Raw genomic sequence first — 17,660 nt, forward strand, 5'->3', positions numbered from 1 at the left:
GCAGCCTGTGATCCGGTCAGGTCGAGTTGGGAAACCGGCTAACTGATGGTTTGCGTCTATGAAGCCGGGCCTGCGGCGCGCGCCCGATCTTGCTTGCGGCCGCGCGCCGCTTTCTTCTTGGCCTTCTTCGCCATACCTCAGTCCTCCGTCGCCGCGCGATGCAACGCGCGAGGTTCCTGCGAGTTACGACTTAGAACATTCGCTTGGCCGGAGCACACTTCGCCGACATCCACGTGAGGAAATGAGCAGAGCCGCCGGCCTGCAACTTCTTGCGCTCGTCTGGCCGCAGAACATTCATCGTCAATGTGCCGGACACTCTGTCGAGGCTCCCCCACGTAGAGAGCGACGGCAATTCGCTCCCGAAAGACAGATCGTTTTCAGCGACCCTTGTTATGGGAAACTCGGAATACAGCGGAGGCTTGAACGTGAGCTTTTCGAGATCAACTATTGCTGACTCGCCTGATATATTGACCTGCTTTCCGTCGGCATTGAGATTGCCGTTGCATATGAGCGTGATCGGCTGCGCCTGCGCCGCCCCGCAGATTGAGAGGCATACCATAACTAATCTCGTCCGCATTACTGCTCCCCCAAGGCTCTAATGTGCGCTTTGGTTTTGCCTCTGACCTACACAGGTCCGCGCTCATCATCCAGCACCGAAGATGCGCTGTCCAGGGTCGGCTAAGGCATCACGATGATGTATGGTGCCGCCGTTCATCGTACGAAACAAAGAGTGGCGCCGTCTGCCGCCATTCCTTGTCGGTCCAACGCCACGTCCGGAAATAGCGGAATGCCTCCGCGCGCTCTTCGTGCGCCGCGCGCTCCTCCGGCGTCATTTGTTGAAGTCGTGCTAACAAGGCGTCCGACGGGTCCGCGCCGTTCACCCATTCGCGGTGCACGTCCGCGATCACGGCAACAGGATAGCCGCTAATCAACATCTCCCGCACGGTAGGGAGCGCAAGGAAGCGCCTATTTAATCTCGGAAAGCCAATAACCGTCACGCTGCAATCTCCACAATCTTCAAATCGACACGAAGCCGCCCGCGACCAAAACGCCGCGACACCCTTTTCATTCGTCCGCTGCTGCGCTTTGCATCAGCCTCGCACCGGGCACGCCCGCTGTACGGGCGCCCCCAAAACTCCACGCGATCACCGATAGCCACAAACTCCACAGTTAGTTTTGCGCGATACATTCTTCTTTCTCCCTGCCTCACCGTCCCCGCGCAACTAGCCGACGGCGCCCGACAAGCGCAATAACGATTCGCCTTTTTGAAAAGGCGCGTTCCTGCGCGTCTTTTTTTAGAATCGTGCGGCGTTTTCAAAAACGCGTGGTGCGAAACCACGATAAATCGAGGAAGCAACGAGAAGCCACCCCGCCCGTTTTCGAAAACAGGGTTTCGGCAAACGCCGTGCGACTTCAAGCGTTGGTTAATTCCTCTCACATGCTTGTCCATGCGGCGGTGGGTAATGGCCTTTCCGGCCATTAGCCGAACTCCCCACGGCAGTAGCCGTATCCTTGCTTTCCGTTGATGCGGATATTGCCGCTTGGAACCCAACCGAGGTTACTCATGAGCCGACGAAGCCAAAGGATGTTGTGGCGCGTCGGCTCAAGCTCTGCCACGGCAAGAAGTTCGCGCGAATGCGCGCGATCAGCGGGCGGTGACATCGCTGAGTCAAATTCAGATTCCCGCCGCGCATAAAGGTAGTCGACGATTTTTTTACCTGCGTTGCTCATCTAGCATTCGTACAGCGGAGCGCTAACGCGATTCCAGTAACGAATGGCTAGTTAGGCAGAACGAAGAACGTTTGTAGCTGCGAGAGGCCCGCGCCTCCGTATTGCCCGCATTGCGCTGCGTCGTCGGAGGACCCGCGAGACACCACCCAAATTAATTTGAAAGGCGTTGAGACCTATGCGCCCGCAGGGCCTTCCAAATGGAAGGAGAATGGAAGGATGTCCTTCCGCAAGAAGTCGCTGTGCCGCAAGTTACTTCTTGCATTATGGAAGGACTGGAAGGTTCGGAAGCCCCAAGTTCTCTTAGGCAATTGAGTTTGGCTGCTGTGATCTTTAAACTTATTCCACTCCTTCCAGTCTTTCCAAAGATAGTAGTATCAGTGGGTTAGAGCGGAAGGACCTTGGAGGGAGTGGAAGCCGAATAGGGCGTGTACTCATCAACGTCGGCTTACCGACGCACAGCGGAAGTCTGCCATCTTGAGCGTGATCGGCGGCTTGTGACCCAAAGCGGTCCCTGCACATTGCCGTGATCGGATCTTAGCACGCCGCCATTTCACCTGCTTGGGGCGTTCTATCCTTCTTGGCGGCGACTATGGAAGAGTGCGACGAATATGTTCCGCGACGATGATCTTATAAGCAAAGTACCCGCCGTTACGCTCGGCTTTTGGGTGATCAAAATACTTGCCACCACGTTGGGAGAAACGGGTGGCGACGCCGTGACCATGAGCTGGCTGCACGCAGATCAGAACGCTCAAAACGGCGGGTATCTGGTCGGAACAGCAATCTTTTTGACGATTTTCGTCGCGGCCGTGATCGCCCAGATATCTACCAAGCGGTTCAACCCATGGGTCTACTGGCTGGCGATAGTGGCTTCCACCACCGTTGGCACTGCGATGGCGGACTTCTTCGACCGCTCGCTGGGCATCGGCTATATAGGAGGCTCATCAATTCTAATCGCTTGCGTGCTCGGCTCGCTCGTCGCGTGGTACCTGACTTTGGGGTCGGTAAATGTGGACGCGATAACCTCGCCAAAGGCTGAGCTATTCTATTGGATCACGATTGCGTTTTCGCAGACCTTGGGGACCGCTCTCGGAGATTGGATCGCCGATGACACCGGGCTGGGCTACGACGGAGGCGCCTTGCTGTTCGGTGCAGGGTTGGCTGTGCTCGCCGCGCTGTACTACTTGAGCACGGTCTCGCGCGTCATTCTGTTCTGGGCCGCCTTCATTCTGACGCGCCCGCTTGGGGCCACGGTTGGAGATTTTCTTGATAAACCCGTCAGCCATGGTGGGCTCTCTCTAAGTCGGTCTCTCGCCTCGCTTGTCCTTCTTGCTGCAATTGTCTTGCTTATTGCGATCCTGCCGCAGCGGCCCGGACGACATCCCGTCGATTGGAATTCGCAGCCAAGGACCGAGTAGCCCAAGGCCGCTTATGGCCCATCTCGGACCTAGGGTGAGGTGTGCCAACGCGCCGCTATCAGAGGCAGAGCGGACCTCATACGAAGTGCAGCGCGGGTTTAACACGCCCTAATTTGATAGGCTAATCACTATCTTCCAACTCGCTCTGCCATTCTGTCACGCTGCCGTCGAACGGAGGCCACCAAAGGAAGCGTTGCCGGAATTCGCGCCGCATCTGATCAAGGGGTGGGAAGGCCCACACAATACCGTTTGAGTGCGTCCGCACGGCGCCGACGCCTTGCAGGAAGTCGGCGAACTTGTGATCGGTCCACCATTGCAGCCCTTTGGCCGTTTCGCGCGCGTGCTTGTAGAACCAACTAGCGCGGACGCGATTCGGTTTTCGGCATTGCTGTGGCAGATATCCCGACGCGAGGATGTCCCCCAAGAGTTGCACCTCCGGTTCGGCCGTTAGCTCCTTCTGTCGGGCAAGCGCCGACGTTTCGGGGATACCTTGCCGGGGGTGCCAACCGTCAAGCTCCATGGTTCGGAGGTCATGCAGCATCGCGCTATAACCGCCGCTGCGTAGTTGTTCACTGATCCGCCCGAAATAAGCATGATCGCGCGCACGTGCCGCCGACACTTCGAAGACGGCGTAGCGCCGTTCGTTACCGGAGGCTGGCACCACCCACTTTTCGTTGGACGCGATCATGAGCTTAAGCGCGTTGACGGCCCGAAAGGCGTTGACGCCCTTTGGTTCGATCAGCAATTCCGGTTCCGTGATCAGCGCTTTCAACACGCCTTCGTCATCCTTCGCGCCGGGCCACAACACTTCGTCGCAGAACAGGAATCCCACTTGCGCGAAGTGAGCGTTGAACCGCCCCAGCAAATGCCCACGATTGGCAATGTGGAGGCCGTGGGCGCCGAACAGGCGACACATGGCCCGGCCTACGAACCCTTTGCCGGTGCCCTTCTCTTCGGAGATCAGGGCCACCGCGACTTCCGCTTGTTTCGTGGGATTCTGGACGGCCCACGCCAGCCACCGCAGAATGTAATGGTAGCTGGCTTCGTCACCGCTGGCGATTACGTCGCCGATGTGGTCGCGCATACGGCTCCAATCCCCCCCGGGACCGTCCTTCACGCCGAAGCCCCGCCAAAGATTAATCTCGTCACCCGCGTCCGGGAGATTGGAATCGAACACGAAGCCGTCGTAGGTGTAGCGGTCGCGCTTGGTAAGCCACCAATCCGCCAGCGGCATGCGCTTGATGGCAACTTGCTCGGCGCCATCCTCCTTAGTTGTCTTAGACTCGACGCTGATAAACCTGTTGCGCAGGGCGTTGCGAAGGTCCTCCACAGCCCAAATCTCCGGCACGCGCACGCTGCGGTCCAACTGCGATTTGCCCATGTAGGTGATGCGCACCTTGCCACCAATGTTCACAAGCCGGAACGTTCGATCGATGTTTTCGGCGCGCACGTCATTGAGCTTAATGGGCTCGTCGTCGGCCGGGCCGTCCATCCAAGAGTCGTCTTCGAACCCATCGCTAAAATCGTCACGCGCCGCTTCTTGATCAGGCGGCAGGGCATCAAGCGCCCCCTCTTCGGCGAGGAAGTGCCGCAATGTGCCGATGGTGATGGTGCCCTCCGCGCGCTGGGTGTGCAGGGAATCCCAACGGCGTCCGATTGCGTCGGCTTGGTCCGCATACTGCGTATCGCTGATGCACCAATCAATCCACTCCTGCCGGGCGTCGCCATTGCTTGCGTTGTGCACCGACATCATGAGGCGTAACCACCTGTCGTGGTCGCGGTAGTTGGTCGCGTCCATGCGCGTGAGCACGGCCGCGACCTGCTCTTGGTCCAGTTCATCGCCGCTTGCCGATTGCGAGGGCGGACGCTCCGGGCGCTTGATCGCCCGCAACAGTTCGTCGGGCGCATCGGGCAGCACGGCCGGGTCCGGCCCATCTTCCTTCCATACATAATGACGGCCGGTATCCGGATGGATTGAACCGGCGGCGACGACTTGGCGCCCCTTGCTCTTGAACTCGACTCCCGGAAAGTCCTTCAGCGTATCCAGCACGGCCACGTTTGCGGGTTTGGTCAAGTAGAAGTGGCGCCCGCCGCTGCCCGTGACGACGCAAGGCCAAGCAGCATCGTCAAGCCCATACTCAAAGCAAAGGTTGTCCCAGCCCTCATTTCCGCCGTGCCGGGGGTCAATATCCACCACAACGACGGACGCGGGCAGCCGAACACCTACATTGTGGTTGTGCTCAAGACACCATGCGAGCACTTTCGCCGAACTATAGGGGCGCTTGGTCCAGCAGCCGTGAATCGGACGCTTGCCGTTGAGCGGGATGAATGTCCCATGGGCGGGCACGTGGCGTGCAAGCTGGTCAACATCAATTGCTACTTTTTCCGCGTCCAGCGAATGATTATAATCAGTCTTCTTCATCTCGACAGAGCTTTCCCGCCGGGACCCGCACGGCAATGCGGCCCCGGCTTTTTGATTCAAGAATTCACTGTCTCGGTGTGCGTCGTGCGATGCACGCTACGTTGGCGGGCCGCTGCCAACCAAAATCTCTTGGCCCACAACGCCGCCCGAAGGCGGCGGTCCGCTACCGAAGAGGATGGAAGAGCCCCCGTCTCCGCCGGGCTGGATCACCGTGTTTCCGCCGTCGCGGCCGGATACTCCTGCGAAGCCACGAGGCCCACGGAGTTTGCTCTTCAGCTTCCAAGCGCCTTTCTCCTTGCGGAAGAAATCGCCCGACTTAGAGTTGAGCCAACAATCACCCTCCGCACCTTCGTTGACCTTGGGATTGCGGGTCTCGGTGAAGATAACCGCGCCGTCCTTGCCGTCTGCGCCAATCTTGCCTCGCGCACCGGGCGAGCCCCGCACATCGGTCGCGCCCGCAATATCGTTTAGGATGCCGTCCGGCCCGATGAAGCCAGTGTCTGGCGGCGGACCATCTCCCCCTACCCATCTTGCGACGGCGACGACTCTGCGCTCCCCGTCTTCCACAATGGCCAGCACCGGAGACCATCCGTTGTCACCATCGATGCCCGGCGCACCGTCGGTCGCCTTCGGGAGCGCGCCGATTTGCTGGGCAACGGCGGCACTGATCGCCGCCCGCCCTTCGTTCGTCAGCGCGTTGCGCTTGGCACGCTTAGCACGGATCGCCGCTGCTTCAGCGGGCGTCGCTTTGCGGGTATACGTGAATTGGGTGCTCATCGCGGCGCTACTCCCAAATTGAGGAGCCGCGCGCGTTGATCTAGCCACGCATGCACTTCGTCCTCATGCCATTCCTCGTGCCCGCTGTTAATGGTCGGGCGAGGGAAGCCATCGCACGAAATGGCGCGGCTCAGTTCGGCGGGCCTCATCCCCACCATGTCGCAAACGTCTCGATAATTCAGCATCGCCGCCCCCGACGATTAAGATTCGCAAAGGCGCTTTCGCGGATCACGTGCCAACTGCGTGGCAATGGGGATGATTTAAACTTCGCAGCCATTTCGCCGACTTTGACCATGGCCGCCGCTTGTAGCGCGGGGGTGATCGTGTCCGCGAAGCCAAGACGCACGGCTTCCTTGGCGTTCAACCACGTTTCTTCACGCATCATCGCTTCGACGCGAGCGGTATCCAGGCCGGTGCGCTTGACGTATGTGTTCAATAGATTGACTCGCATCATGTCCAGCGTGTCGGCAGACTTGCGCATCTGTTCGGAGCCTCCAACGACCCCACCCCAAGGGTCGTGGATCATGATGAAGGCGTTCTCGGAAATGTGGACTTCATCGCCCACGCACGCGATTGCCGATGCCATCGATGCTGCGAGCCCGAGAATCTGGACGATTTTCTTCGCCGGATGTCGGCCCAACATCGACATGATAGCGAAGCCTTCGGTGACATCGCCTCCATCACTCGAAACGATGATCTCTAGGGTCTTTACAGGGCCAAGAGTCGTGAGTTCTTGATGGAACTGCTTTGCGGTCACACCCCACGCGCCAATGTCTTCAAGAATGCGAACCTCGCCGATGTCGCGTGAGACGGCGCGGGCTGAGAACCAAGATTTCGTCATTTGAAAAGCTCCAAGGAAAATGAATGCAATATGTAAGTGCCGAGCGGCGGCCGAAGGACCGCAAAAGCCGCCGCCTCGGCGTCACGTGACCGCTATGCCCGGCGCGCGATTTCAAGTACTGCAAGCGGATTAGCGAGCGGTCTTCGGTAAACTAGATGTCCAGCATCTTCCAATGCCGAGACGATTTTTTCTTCCCGCCGTTCGGCAGCAAGTTGGTGCGACTCGGCTTCAGCGATGACGCGCGAGCGTTCCGCGAGTGAAAGCGGCTTTTTGTCCTTGTAAGTTGCCTCAAGTTCTGTTGCGGCTTTCTTGATGATCTGGTCGCCGAACAGCCAACACATAAGCTCCACACCAGCACTCACTTCCGTTCGGCCGCCACCGTCGTGGACCACGCTCGTAGACGGAAACTCGACGTGCCCTTGCGCACTTGCCAAGCCACGGATACCGATCACGTCCGGCGAGATGCGCGCGGTGCGGGACACATTGAGACCGCGAGCCTTTCGGCGAACGTCTTCTGCGATCCGCTTCGTTGCGTCTGCAAGAGGAAGAGGAGCCGCGCGCGCGTTCCGAATGTCCCGTTCGCATTGAGCGATCTCCTCGCGCACCGAAAGCAACGCGTCAGGCAAGCTCTGCCCTTTCGGAATCTTCAACTCCATATCAACTGCGTCGTAATCTCCGGTCGAGTCCAGAACGAATTCCGCCAATGTTTCGTACGGCTGGTTTGATTCCACCGAAGCGTTGCGACGCAAAGCCACTTCGCGCAGCTTTTCCGTACGGCTCCTCCGCGCGCGCTCCATGCGGGCTGTTCGCTCAGGCGCCGGACCGTAGTGGCGTTCGTCCCGTTCGAGTGCCGCAATAAGTTCGGCGTCGGCGCGCGCGGACTCAACGATCCGTCGGGTCTGGTCGCGATCAACCGCCTGTTGGGCTTCGTGGCGAGCGCTCGCCTTCATGGAGCGGCGATACTTGTCCAGCGCTTGGCTGGGAAAACGCTTCTTGAAGGCAACGGTAAGGCGATCATGCATTTCTGAATCATCGTGTAAAAGCATCGGCAAAATTCCTTTATGTTGATGCTGCGAAATTAGGGCGAGTGCTCTCAGCCTTCATCCCATTTTGTTCGTGGGAATTCCTATTTCTATTCCGTGGGAATGAATTGCGTAGCGAAGCGACGGCGGGCCTCAGCATGGGCGCTCGTATATCCTTTTCCGTCCGCCAAATTCCTCGCGCGTCCAGCGGGCAGCGAAAATAGGTCTTCCATCGCTTCGATTAGACCGTCTTTTTCAGCCCCGCGCGCTCGGCCATTCTTGTAAAACAGGATCGCACGCACGTTAGTTTCATAGTCCTCTTCATGGCGCGGGCGCCCACGCGCCCGGAGCGCATCACGGACTAACGCGATGTCCTCCGGGTCAACCCCGCGCTCTTCGAGCCGCGCGATAAGCGCCGCGTCATCCATGATCGCCCCGCCGCATCCGCGTGACGATGTAGGTCAGCAAAAAGGCGCTGCGCTCTCGACACGTTTGGTCAGCCCATGGAATCTGGCCAAGCGCTGCTAGTGCCGTGCGAGCTTCGGGATGCTTGCACGCGCGTAGGTCATCTACGGTGTAGCGCTCTCCGATCCAATGATTGTGTGGCACAGCCCCGAATGCCCGCGCGAGCCGCAGTGGCCAAAACTCGCGGGGCGCGACGGCCAAAAGCGACGCGATCCGGTAGCGGCCAAGATCGCGATGCAGTCTCTCTACTGTGTCTGCGTACGCGTCGCGCGCCGCAAGCGCGTCGGCTGCGATAAAATCAAAGGTGGGGGCCGTCAAAACCCAATCAATACGATTTTCGAGCGCCGTCGGATCGAAATGAAAGATGCCCGGCAAGGACGGCCGGCGCCGACGTGCGGCGCCTGTACCGTCAAGACGCAGCAGTTCATGTAGCCGCGACATCTCAGGCGCCGAGCGCTTTTCGGATCGCGCCGCCTTTGATCAGCGTCCGACGGCCGAGCTTGACCGTCTCAATGCGACCATCGGCGATCATTTTGAACAGGAAGCTTCGCGAAATGCCTAGTTCTCGCGCGGCCTCGGCAATGCTGAATGGCTTCAAATCGAAGGGAAGAACGTCGGACACTCTGAAATACTCCTATGCACGGCGATGGTGCGAAGGGTACTCAGGCCGATGACGCCGAATCTAGTAACGTTTGGAAAGCAAAAGGCCCGGCGACAAACCGGGCCTTGCATCGTACGAAATAGAAAGTGAGCCTCACCATAAGCCTCGCGGCCACTATAGACGCTCTACGCTCGCAGTGCCACTACATTGGACTCGCCTTCGACGTAACGGCCCCAAGCTTCCATTAGCTCGCGCCGCTTCTTCAAGGCCGTGCCGCGCCGATACGCTTGCTCCACGTCGTCGCCCACCTTGTGCGCTAGGGCCATCTCCGCGACTTCGCGCGGGAAGCTCGTTTCGTCACCCGCCCAATCGCGGAAGCTGGACCGGCACCCGTGCGTCGTCATTTCCGGATAGACCTTTTGCAGCGCGTGCAGAACGGCGTTCATGCCTAGCGGCTTTGCGTGGTCCTTCGACCACTGGCCAGCGAACACATAGGCGTCCGGGTCCAAGCCCTTCGGCATCACCGCGCGCAAGATCGCGATGGCGCGAGCGGACAACGGCACTTCGTGCGGCCTGCCCTCCGGGTGGTCTTCCGTCTTCATGCGCTCCGCCGGGATGGTCCAAAGCGCTTCCTTGAAATTAATTTCACGGGCTCGCATGAAGCGCGCTTCGCCGGTCCGCACTGCCGTCAAGATGATGAATTCGGCCGCGCGGTTCACGGCGGTGTCGGCGCCGCTGTGCTTCGTACGAAGCGCGGCGACGATGCCCGGCACGTCTTTGTAGGGCGCCGCCTTGTGGTGCCGTTTCGACTTCGGCGCCTTCGGCAACAACGGCTTCAGCGCCTTCCACTCCGCCGGGTTCCGGCCCGTTCGGTAGCCCTTGGAGTCGGCGGCATCAAGCACCCGTTCAACCCGGCTCCGGGTCTCTCGCGCGGTCCGGTTGATGGTGAGCCATAGCGGCCCGATGATCGCCAGCACGTCGGGCGTGGTGATGTCCTGAAGGGTCTTCGGACGGATCGTCGCGCACCGCACTTCCAAGTCCCGCTTCCAATCGGCGTGGCTGTTCTTCCCCTTGAAGCCCGCCTTGATCGATTCCAAGAAGGCGTCCGCGAAGTCGCCGAAGGTGGTTCCCGCGAGCGCTTCGGCCTTCCGCTGCGATGCCGGGTCCTTGCCCTCTGCAATTGTGCTGCGGAGCCCTTCAGCGCCCTTGCGGGCGTCGGCTAGAGGCACGCCGCCCTTCTCCGCTGCGGAGCCTAGGCCAAGCTCTCTGCGTTTCCCCGAGCCCCGCTCTTTGTAAAGAAAGAGCCACGACCGGGCGCCGCCATCGCCCACCTGAAGATAGAGCCCGCCGCCGTCGCTGTGGCGTCCCGGTCCGGCGGCTCTCACTTCCTTCACCGAAAGCTTGTGCAATTGTCTGCGGGCCATTCGGCTTCCCCACCTTTTACCCCACCTTTGGCGCCGGTTGCGGCCGGTTTTCGCTGGGTACGCGTGAACTGATGGGGACGTTTTAGCCGATATAACCCCTTGAATCAACGTGCCTATTTCTGACTAATCCGGACCGGGCCGGACTACCCTGAACACCCTACGCATCCGGGGTGATGCCAGTCGCGCCTTACTTTTGTCTGGGGTTTACTTTCCCGCCAGCCAATCCCGCCCCTCGCCGTAGAGCTTCTCGACCTCAGGACCGATCAGGCCCGGCATGTCGCGCTTGACCTTGTAGCCGATCAGCTCCTGCATGTAGGCGAGATGGCGATAGCCTTCGGGAAGCGCGGCGAGCGCTTTCTGGTCGAGGCGGAGTTCTGCTGCGGGATCGACCGGGTCGATCCGGTCCTTCTCGTAGATCGGCTGGCGACGGACGATGCCCCACCGCCCAATACCTGATTGGTCCTGTCGCTTTTCCAGGAAATCGTAGAAGCGGCCGGTACAGACGACATCGCAAACCACGTCGTGCACCAGGGCGCGCTGCGAGATCGTCATCTTGGTCTGGGCGATGGCCCGCGCGCCTGCGAGATCGATGCTGGTGCCGCCGAGGAAATGCAGGATGCGAACGCCCCTGGCAAACCCCTCCTGGCTGACGCGCATGAAATCCCGCGCCGGCCCCTGAAACCAGGTGGCGGACATCCAGCCCTCGTCGTGCCAGACCGTGGCGAAGCGCTCCCAATCACCGGCGTCGCGCCAGACCGCCCAGTTCTCCACGAGGTCGCGGATGGCGAGGCGATCGAGCAACTGCTGGTCCATGGTGCGTTTCTCCCGGCTGCGTAAGGCTGCAATGGATGTCATCAACCGACGTATCAAGGGGGCTATGACTTTGGCGTCAAGCTGGTGATGCTTGGAGGCGGTTCGAAATTGCCCACAGCGAAGTAACCTCGATACGCGTATCGGTCCTTGCCATCAACCAAGACGCGATTATTATCCGCAACCATGCAAATGAAATTCTCCTTGCTGGCCGCGTTTCTTGGATTGCTGGCGGCCTTTCCGGCGTATGCGCAGACTGGGGCGCCAGACACCCAAGCGAACTCTCTCAGCGCCTGGAAGAGGCAAATTTCCAATCGGTTGGCCAGCAAGAGGACATATCCGCACAATTCGCCCGCCGAGGGCGGCGCAGCGAAGGTGCTACTTGTTCTTGATCGCACGGGCAATTTGATTTCGAGCGCGCTGGTCGAAAGCACGGGCTCCAGCGAACTCGACGCTGCAGCTCTGGCTATGGTGGAAGCGGCCGCGCCATTCCCCGAGCCGCCCGCCGAGATCGAGGAGAACAGTCTTCGCCTCACGGCGCCCATCGTCTTCAAGGCCAAAACGACGCTACCTTGGTCGGGCAGCCCGCCGCCGGCGGAGTCGGCCGCAGAACAGGCAAAGGTCGATGCAAAGATGCGTAGCATTTGCCACGGCTGCTGAGACAGAGCAACACTCGCCAACAAAAACGGCGCGCCCTTGGGACGCGCCGTTTTCCTTTCCGATGAAGGCTTCCTTAAGCCGCCGGTGCCTTCGGCGCGCGGTTGCGCGAGTTGCGCTGGAAGAACAGCGCCTGGCTCGCCACCGCCGACACCATCGCGGGCTGGAACGGCTTCGAGATCAGGAACGCCGGCTCGGGGCGCTCGCCGGTGAGGAAGCGCTCCGGGTACGCCGTGATGAACACCACGGGCACCTCGAACGTGCGCAGCAGCTCGTTGACCGCGTCGAGGCCCGACGAGCCGTCGGCGAGCTGGATGTCGGCGAGGATCAGGCCGGGCCGCTTGTTCTTGGCCAGGGCCACCGCATCAGCATGGGTGCGGGCGACGCCGACGACATTGTGGCCGAGATTCTTCACCAGGCTCTCGAGGTCCATGGCGATGAAGGTTTCGTCCTCGATGATCAGCACGTCGGTGGCGATCTCGGCGGCCATCTCGCGTCCCGCGGCATCCGCAAGCCGCCGGGTCTCGGCAACGTCGGTGCCGAGGATGTAGCCGACCTCCTCTTCCGAAAATCCCTCCAGGGAGAGCAGCAGGAACGCCTGCCGCGGCAGCGGCGTGATGTTCGACAGTCGCCGCTCCGGCGGCATCGGCAGGGTCGCCACCTCGGCATCGTCGTTGACGGAGACCGAATTCCAGATCTGAGTGAACAACCGGAACAGGCCAACGCGCGGCCCATGGCTCTCGTCGAGCACCGCCGGATCGCCCAGCATGGCTTCCAACATGGCTGCGACATAAGCGTCACCGGAGGCTTGGCTGCCCGTCAGGGCGCGTGCGTACCGGCGCAACAACGGCAAGTGTTCAGCAACAAGCTGTGAACGGGACATCCCCACTCCATTCATATTCGGACCTACTTTGACGTCCAGGCAATCGGAGGGGGGCCCGGGTTCCCCTGCTGGGCTGTTTACGTCTCAGGCCAAGAAAAGTTCCGCCTAAGCGGGAACTATTTATCGAACCTGGAATTGTGCCTATCCAGGGAACGGCTCCCGGTTGAGAAAACTTCTCGATTTTACAGTCACTTAACTCGGGGAAACGTGGAACAGGTCATGAAAGATCTCAAGTCTCAAGCCAGCAGAAGCACGACCCCCGGCAAGGGAGGCCTCACTCCGGAGATACAATCCCGGATAGGGCATCAGTTGCGCGCCATGTACGACGATGTCGTGCGACAGGGGGTTCCGGATCGGTTCGCCGAACTGATCAAGAAGCTTGATGCGCCGGGGGCCACACCCCAAGTGGGCGAAGAGGGCGGATCCAACGACAACACCAATGGGAGGGATTAATGCCTCTCACGGATTCCCTGCGTAACGACATCCTCGCGAGCGTGCCGAGCCTGCGCGCGTTCGCCATTTCGCTCAGCGGCAACGCAGACCGCGCCGATGATTTGGTCCAGGAGACGCTGCTTCGCGCCCTCGCCAACATCGACTCGTTCCAGCCCGGCTCCAATCTGCCGGCATGGCTGTTCACGATCCTGCGCAACCTGTTCCGCTCCGACTATCGCAAGCGGCGGCGCGAGGTCGAGGATGCCGAAGGCAACTACGCCAAGACGCTGAAGACACAGCCCTCGCAGAACGCGCATCTCGAATTCGAGGAATTCCGCACGGCGCTCGAGAAACTTCCGCAGGACCAGCGTGAAGCGCTGATCCTGGTCGGCGCCTCCGGCTTCTCTTACGAAGACGCGGCCTCGATCTGCGGCTGTGCCGTTGGCACGATCAAGAGCCGCGTCAACCGCGCGCGCTCGAAGCTCGCCGCGCTGCTCTATGTCGACGGCGCCGAGGACTTCGGGCCCGACGAGACCATTCGCGCCGTAATCGGTGGCAGCGGCGGATAGCGGCCAGCGGCAATCGATCCGAAACGATGTGGAGGCGGCCGTTCTCGCGGCCGCCTTTGCGCGTCTCGATCACTCGTCGGCGAAAGTTACCGTTTCAGCCACGCTCGCACGCGAGGTGCGATAGCTGTTGATCTTGTGCGCGTTGTCAGCGTAGCCGAACGAGATACCGCAGACGATGCGGCGATCGTCAGGCAGATTGAAGTGTCCGCGGATCAGGCCGGAATGCCGCGCAAGCGCCGCCTGCGGAATCGTGCCGAGCCCGAGCGCCTGCGCAACCAGCATGAAGTTGGAGACATAGGCGCCGCAATCGATCGCACCATAGATCCCGAGCGGCTCATTGGTGTGAATGATGGCGACATGCGGCGCGCCGAAGAAATTGTAGTTCTCCAGCGCTTGTTTGGCGTAAGCCATCTTGTCGCCGCGTGCGATGCCGAGCGTGTTGTAGAGCTGAAAACCGCTTTCGCGGCGGCGATCGAGATAGACGCCGACATATTCGCGCGGCGGGGTGAAGTCGTAATCGTCACCGAGACCGCCCGAGGCCTCCTTGTAGATCGCCTGGCGAAAGCGCTCCTTGGCCTCGCCACTGGCGATGATCACCTGCCAGGGCTGGCTGTTGCACCACGACGCCGTGCGCTGTGCGGTCGTCAGCACATGCTCGACGGTCGCGCGGTCGACCTCTTGGGGCAGGAAAGCGCGGACGGAGTAACGCTCGTTGAGCAGCTCTTCGAGCACGCCGATGCGGTCGTTCTGATTGACGGTAGCGTCCATGGTTCAGCTCGCGCTCTTCTCTTAGTGTGGGCAAAGGCGCATTGCGACGTGCCCACCGACAGACTTACTCCAGCGCATCTGCATATGGTGGGCACGCTTCGCTTTGCCCACCCTACGAGATACAGCGAGAGGTGAGATCACCGCCCCTTGGTCGGGATCTTGTTGTACGGCACGTCCTTGTCCACACGGATGTCGCCGGGCAGGCCCAGCACCCGCTCGGCGATGATGTTGCGCAGGATCTCGTCGGTGCCGCCGGCGATGCGCATCGAGGGCGACGACAGCAGCATCTGCTGGAACTGGCCCTGCACCGTCTCCTCGTCGTTGCCGGTGAGAACCCCGGCCGCGCCCTGCAGGTCCATGGCGTAGGTCGCAATGTCCTGCAGCATCATGCCCGACACCAGCTTGCCGATCGAATTCTCCGGGCCCGGCCGCTCACCCTTCGACAGCGCCGAAATGGTGCGATAGCTGGTGAATTTCAGCCCGTTCGACTTCGCCGCCCAGCTCGCGAGTTTCGAACGCACTGCAGGATCGTCGATAGCGAGACCGTCCTCCAGCATCAGATTGGAGCAGAATTCGAACATCTCAGGCACGCCGGTCGCAAGCCGCGAGCCGATCGACATGCGCTCGTTCATCAGCGTGGTCAACGACACGCTCCAGCCCTCGCCGACGGCGCCTAGCCGCTGGCTGTCGGGGATCACGACATCGGTGAAATAGACCTCGTTGAACTCCTGCATGCCGTTGGCCTGCTTGATCGGCCGCACCTCGACGCCCGGGCTCTTCATGTCCAGGAAGAACATGGTGAGGCCCTTGTGCTTGGGCACGTTCGGATCGGTGCGCGCGATCAGAAGGCCGTAATCGGAATAATGGGCGCCCGAGGTCCAGATCTTCTGGCCGTTGACGACCCAGTCGTCGCCCTTCTTCTCCGCGCGGGTGCGCAGGCCTGCGACGTCGGAGCCGGCCGACGGCTCGGAGAACAGCTGACACCAGATCTCCTCGCCCGAAGCGAGCTTCGGCAGGTACCTGCGCTTGGCATCCTCGCTGCCGAAAGCCATCACGGTCGGACCGCACATGCCCTCGCCTATCTGGAACGGCTGCGTCAGCTTGCCGTAGACCCCTTCTTCCTGCTGCCAGATCACCTTCTCGATCGGCGTCGCACCTCGACCGCCATATTCCTTCGGCCAGTGCAGGCAGGCCCAGTTGCCCTCGAACTTCCTCTTCTGCCAGGCCTTGCCGACGTCGACGATGTCGTGGTGAGCGAGGCGGATTCGGCCGAGTGAGGATTTCGACAATTCGGCGTGCAACTCCTTCGGCGCGTTGGCCTCGACCCATTTGCGCGCGGTGGCGCGGAATGCGGCTTCCTGCGGGGTGTCGTCGAAATTCATGGCGGACCTTTCAATCCTTGCGCGGTGCGTAGGGTGGGAAAAGCGAAGCGTGCCCACCACCTTTCGTCGTGCTCGATGGAATTGGTGGGCACGGCGCTACGCGCCTTTGCCCATCCTACGAAGCTAACTTCTTCCCTTCGTAGGGATCTTGTTGAACGGCACGTCCTTGTCGACACGGATGTCACCCGGCAGGCCAAGCACCCGCTCGGCGATGATGTTGCGCATGATCTCGTCGGTGCCGCCTTCGACGCGCGTGCCGGGCGCACGCAGCAGCATCGCCTGGAAACGACCGGCGAGCTCGCTGTCTTCGCCGCTGACGACACCGCTGGCGCCCTGCAAATCCAGCGCGTAGGTCGCGACGTCCTGGATCATCGAGCCCGCCACCAGCTTGCCGATGGAATTCTCCGGCCCCGGCCGCTCGCCCTTCGACAGCGCGGAGATCGCGCGCATGCTGGTGTATTTCAGTCCGCTCGCCTTCACCGCCCAGTTCGCCAGCTTCGAGCGCACCGCGCGATCCTCGATCGCCGGGCCGTCGTCGAGCATCAGGCCCGAGCAATACTCGAACAGCTCAGGGAAGCCTGTCGAAACGGCTGCGCCGATCGCGCTGCGCTCGTTCATCAGCGTGGTCAGCGAGACGTTCCAGCCATCGCCGACCTCGCCGAGGCGCTGGTGATCGGGAATCCTGACATTGGTGAAATAGACCTCGTTGAAGTCGGAGGCACCGCTCGCCTGCTTGATCGGCCGCACCTCGACGCCCGGGCTCTTCATGTCCAGGAAGAACATGGTGAGGCCCTTGTGCTTGGGCACGGTCGGATCGGTGCGGGTCAGCAAAATGCCGTAGTCCGAATAATGCGCGCCCGAGGTCCAGATCTTCTGGCCGTTGATGACCCAGTCGTCGCCGTCCTTCTCCGCACGCGTGCGAAGCCCCGCGACGTCGGAGCCTCCCGCCGGCTCGGAGAACAGCTGGCACCAGACCTTTTCGCCGGAGGCGAGTGGCGGCAGATAGGTGCGCTTATGCTCCTCGCGCGCGAAGGCCATCATGGTCGGCCCGCACATGCCGTGGCCGATGATGAACATGCGGGAGAGCTGGCCGAACGGACCCTCTTCCTGCGACCAGATCACGCGTTCGATCGGCGAAGAGCCGCGGCCGCCATATTCCTTCGGCCAGTGCAGGCAAGCCCAGCCGGCGTCGGCCTTCTTTTTCTGCCAGGCCTTCGCCACGTCGAGAATGTCGGCATTCCTGAGAACGGTGCGGCCGAGCGAGGATTTGCGCAGCTCGTCCTCGTATTGCTTGGGCGCGTTGGCGCCGATCCAGGCGCGAGCGGTGGCGCGAAATTCGGCCTCTTGCGGCGTGTCATCGAAGTTCATGGTCTCACTCTCGGTTCGTTCCCCGGACGCTGCGCAGCTGCAGAGCCGGGGTCAATTGCGGCTCTGGGTCCCGGCTCTGCGAAGCGGCACTAC

21 protein-coding genes are annotated in these 17,660 nt (G+C 61.1%); 4 read left to right on the forward strand and 17 right to left on the reverse strand.

The window, feature by feature from the left end; translation table 11 throughout:
• Positions 1-190: 190 nt before the first annotated feature.
• From C7G42_RS12595 to C7G42_RS34760, 4 genes are all read right to left on the reverse strand, one after another.
• Complete coding sequence (locus tag C7G42_RS12595) at positions 191-559, reverse strand: hypothetical protein (RefSeq protein ID WP_106949284.1); 369 nt, start codon at positions 557-559, stop codon at positions 191-193.
• Between the two features lie 127 nt (positions 560-686).
• Positions 687-998, reverse strand: coding sequence for a hypothetical protein (locus C7G42_RS12600; RefSeq protein ID WP_106949285.1), 312 nt, complete (start codon positions 996-998; stop codon positions 687-689).
• Positions 995-1,480 carry a hypothetical protein gene (locus tag C7G42_RS34755; protein WP_147250243.1) on the reverse strand — a complete coding sequence of 162 codons (486 nt, stop codon included), beginning with the start codon at positions 1,478-1,480 and terminating at the stop codon, positions 995-997. The genes C7G42_RS12600 and C7G42_RS34755 overlap by 4 nt, the downstream gene beginning before the upstream one ends.
• On the reverse strand, positions 1,480-1,731 hold the full coding sequence (locus C7G42_RS34760; protein ID WP_147250244.1) for a hypothetical protein: 252 nt from the start codon (positions 1,729-1,731) through the stop codon (positions 1,480-1,482). Before C7G42_RS34760 ends, C7G42_RS34755 begins: the two co-directional genes overlap by 1 nt.
• 608 nt (positions 1,732-2,339) lie before the next feature.
• Here C7G42_RS34760 and C7G42_RS12605 point away from each other — a divergent pair.
• The gene (locus C7G42_RS12605) at positions 2,340-3,146 is read left to right on the forward strand and encodes a COG4705 family protein (RefSeq protein ID WP_106949286.1); all 807 of its coding nucleotides are present in this window, start codon (positions 2,340-2,342) and stop codon (positions 3,144-3,146) included.
• 121 nt (positions 3,147-3,267) lie between these two features.
• Here the strand turns inward: C7G42_RS12605 and C7G42_RS12615 are convergent, their stop codons facing one another.
• The 9 genes from C7G42_RS12615 to C7G42_RS12655 all read right to left on the reverse strand — a co-directional run bounded on the left by C7G42_RS12615 (position 3,268) and on the right by C7G42_RS12655 (position 11,511).
• Positions 3,268-5,568: a bifunctional DNA primase/polymerase gene (locus C7G42_RS12615; RefSeq protein WP_106949288.1), complete on the reverse strand. Its 2,301-nt coding sequence runs from the start codon at positions 5,566-5,568 to the stop codon at positions 3,268-3,270.
• Between the two features lie 96 nt (positions 5,569-5,664).
• Entirely contained in the window at positions 5,665-6,345 is a 681-nt protein-coding gene (locus C7G42_RS12620; RefSeq protein WP_106949289.1) for a hypothetical protein, read from the reverse strand.
• Between the two features lie 178 nt (positions 6,346-6,523).
• Complete coding sequence (locus C7G42_RS12625; protein ID WP_106949290.1) at positions 6,524-7,186, reverse strand: head maturation protease, ClpP-related; 663 nt, start codon at positions 7,184-7,186, stop codon at positions 6,524-6,526.
• 92 nt (positions 7,187-7,278) lie between these two features.
• Positions 7,279-8,232: a hypothetical protein gene (locus tag C7G42_RS12630; protein ID WP_106949291.1), complete on the reverse strand. Its 954-nt coding sequence runs from the start codon at positions 8,230-8,232 to the stop codon at positions 7,279-7,281.
• Between the two features lie 86 nt (positions 8,233-8,318).
• The gene (locus tag C7G42_RS12635; RefSeq protein WP_106949292.1) at positions 8,319-8,636 is read right to left on the reverse strand and encodes a hypothetical protein; all 318 of its coding nucleotides are present in this window, start codon (positions 8,634-8,636) and stop codon (positions 8,319-8,321) included.
• Positions 8,629-9,114, reverse strand: a complete 486-nt coding sequence (locus tag C7G42_RS12640; RefSeq protein WP_106949293.1) for a hypothetical protein — start codon at positions 9,112-9,114, stop codon at positions 8,629-8,631. Before C7G42_RS12640 ends, C7G42_RS12635 begins: the two co-directional genes overlap by 8 nt.
• A 1-nt stretch (position 9,115) precedes the next feature.
• Complete coding sequence (locus tag C7G42_RS12645; protein WP_106949294.1) at positions 9,116-9,295, reverse strand: excisionase family DNA-binding protein; 180 nt, start codon at positions 9,293-9,295, stop codon at positions 9,116-9,118.
• A gap of 164 nt (positions 9,296-9,459) precedes the next feature.
• On the reverse strand, positions 9,460-10,698 hold the full coding sequence (locus tag C7G42_RS12650) for a tyrosine-type recombinase/integrase (RefSeq protein ID WP_106949295.1): 1,239 nt from the start codon (positions 10,696-10,698) through the stop codon (positions 9,460-9,462).
• Between the two features lie 204 nt (positions 10,699-10,902).
• A complete protein-coding gene (locus C7G42_RS12655; RefSeq protein WP_199580868.1) occupies positions 10,903-11,511 on the reverse strand; it encodes a nuclear transport factor 2 family protein in 609 nt (202 codons plus the stop codon).
• 189 nt (positions 11,512-11,700) lie between these two features.
• Here C7G42_RS12655 and C7G42_RS12660 point away from each other — a divergent pair, with 189 nt between their 5' ends.
• The gene (locus tag C7G42_RS12660) at positions 11,701-12,168 is read left to right on the forward strand and encodes a TonB family protein (protein WP_158537585.1); all 468 of its coding nucleotides are present in this window, start codon (positions 11,701-11,703) and stop codon (positions 12,166-12,168) included.
• Between the two features lie 73 nt (positions 12,169-12,241).
• On the opposite strand, the gene C7G42_RS12665 is transcribed toward C7G42_RS12660, so the two are convergent.
• The gene (locus tag C7G42_RS12665; RefSeq protein ID WP_199580869.1) at positions 12,242-13,048 is read right to left on the reverse strand and encodes a response regulator; all 807 of its coding nucleotides are present in this window, start codon (positions 13,046-13,048) and stop codon (positions 12,242-12,244) included.
• 219 nt (positions 13,049-13,267) lie between these two features.
• Between C7G42_RS12665 and C7G42_RS12670 the strand changes: the two genes are divergently transcribed.
• The gene (locus tag C7G42_RS12670) at positions 13,268-13,501 is read left to right on the forward strand and encodes a NepR family anti-sigma factor (RefSeq protein ID WP_199580870.1); all 234 of its coding nucleotides are present in this window, start codon (positions 13,268-13,270) and stop codon (positions 13,499-13,501) included.
• A complete protein-coding gene (locus C7G42_RS12675) occupies positions 13,501-14,049 on the forward strand; it encodes a sigma-70 family RNA polymerase sigma factor (protein WP_094895961.1) in 549 nt (182 codons plus the stop codon). Before C7G42_RS12670 ends, C7G42_RS12675 begins: the two co-directional genes overlap by 1 nt.
• A gap of 69 nt (positions 14,050-14,118) precedes the next feature.
• Here the strand turns inward: C7G42_RS12675 and C7G42_RS12680 are convergent, their stop codons facing one another.
• The 3 genes from C7G42_RS12680 to C7G42_RS12690 form a co-directional block, all read right to left on the reverse strand.
• Positions 14,119-14,817 carry a nitroreductase gene (locus tag C7G42_RS12680; protein WP_106949300.1) on the reverse strand — a complete coding sequence of 233 codons (699 nt, stop codon included), beginning with the start codon at positions 14,815-14,817 and terminating at the stop codon, positions 14,119-14,121.
• Positions 14,818-14,954: 137 nt separating this feature from the next.
• A complete protein-coding gene (locus C7G42_RS12685; protein ID WP_106949301.1) occupies positions 14,955-16,199 on the reverse strand; it encodes an acyl-CoA dehydrogenase in 1,245 nt (414 codons plus the stop codon).
• Between the two features lie 123 nt (positions 16,200-16,322).
• Positions 16,323-17,567, reverse strand: coding sequence for an acyl-CoA dehydrogenase (locus tag C7G42_RS12690; RefSeq protein WP_106949302.1), 1,245 nt, complete (start codon positions 17,565-17,567; stop codon positions 16,323-16,325).
• Between the last annotated feature and the right edge of the window lie 93 nt (positions 17,568-17,660).

This window comes from Bradyrhizobium sp. MOS003 (genome assembly GCF_003020125.1).
Lineage (GTDB): Bacteria > Pseudomonadota > Alphaproteobacteria > Rhizobiales > Xanthobacteraceae > Bradyrhizobium.

Bases quoted from the DNA above. Each gene is read 5' to 3' on its own strand.
- C7G42_RS12650 (WP_106949295.1), bottom strand. From the start codon at position 10,698: ATGGCCCGCAGACAATTGCACAAGCTTTCGGTGAAGGAAGTGAGAGCC.
- C7G42_RS12595 (WP_106949284.1), bottom strand. From the start codon at position 559: ATGGTATGCCTCTCAATCTGCGGGGCGGCGCAGGCGCAGCCGATCACG.
- C7G42_RS12620 (WP_106949289.1), bottom strand. From the start codon at position 6,345: ATGAGCACCCAATTCACGTATACCCGCAAAGCGACGCCCGCTGAAGCA.
- C7G42_RS12660 (WP_158537585.1), top strand. From the start codon at position 11,701: ATGAAATTCTCCTTGCTGGCCGCGTTTCTTGGATTGCTGGCGGCCTTT.
- C7G42_RS12640 (WP_106949293.1), bottom strand. From the start codon at position 9,114: ATGTCGCGGCTACATGAACTGCTGCGTCTTGACGGTACAGGCGCCGCA.
- C7G42_RS12670 (WP_199580870.1), top strand. From the start codon at position 13,268: ATGAAAGATCTCAAGTCTCAAGCCAGCAGAAGCACGACCCCCGGCAAG.
- C7G42_RS12615 (WP_106949288.1), bottom strand. From the start codon at position 5,568: ATGAAGAAGACTGATTATAATCATTCGCTGGACGCGGAAAAAGTAGCA.
- C7G42_RS12630 (WP_106949291.1), bottom strand. From the start codon at position 8,232: ATGCTTTTACACGATGATTCAGAAATGCATGATCGCCTTACCGTTGCC.
- C7G42_RS12675 (WP_094895961.1), top strand. From the start codon at position 13,501: ATGCCTCTCACGGATTCCCTGCGTAACGACATCCTCGCGAGCGTGCCG.
- C7G42_RS34760 (WP_147250244.1), bottom strand. From the start codon at position 1,731: ATGAGCAACGCAGGTAAAAAAATCGTCGACTACCTTTATGCGCGGCGG.
- C7G42_RS12655 (WP_199580868.1), bottom strand. From the start codon at position 11,511: ATGGACCAGCAGTTGCTCGATCGCCTCGCCATCCGCGACCTCGTGGAG.
- C7G42_RS12665 (WP_199580869.1), bottom strand. From the start codon at position 13,048: ATGTCCCGTTCACAGCTTGTTGCTGAACACTTGCCGTTGTTGCGCCGG.
- C7G42_RS34755 (WP_147250243.1), bottom strand. From the start codon at position 1,480: ATGGCCGGAAAGGCCATTACCCACCGCCGCATGGACAAGCATGTGAGA.
- C7G42_RS12690 (WP_106949302.1), bottom strand. From the start codon at position 17,567: ATGAACTTCGATGACACGCCGCAAGAGGCCGAATTTCGCGCCACCGCT.
- C7G42_RS12635 (WP_106949292.1), bottom strand. From the start codon at position 8,636: ATGGATGACGCGGCGCTTATCGCGCGGCTCGAAGAGCGCGGGGTTGAC.
- C7G42_RS12685 (WP_106949301.1), bottom strand. From the start codon at position 16,199: ATGAATTTCGACGACACCCCGCAGGAAGCCGCATTCCGCGCCACCGCG.
- C7G42_RS12680 (WP_106949300.1), bottom strand. From the start codon at position 14,817: ATGGACGCTACCGTCAATCAGAACGACCGCATCGGCGTGCTCGAAGAG.
- C7G42_RS12625 (WP_106949290.1), bottom strand. From the start codon at position 7,186: ATGACGAAATCTTGGTTCTCAGCCCGCGCCGTCTCACGCGACATCGGC.
- C7G42_RS12605 (WP_106949286.1), top strand. From the start codon at position 2,340: ATGTTCCGCGACGATGATCTTATAAGCAAAGTACCCGCCGTTACGCTC.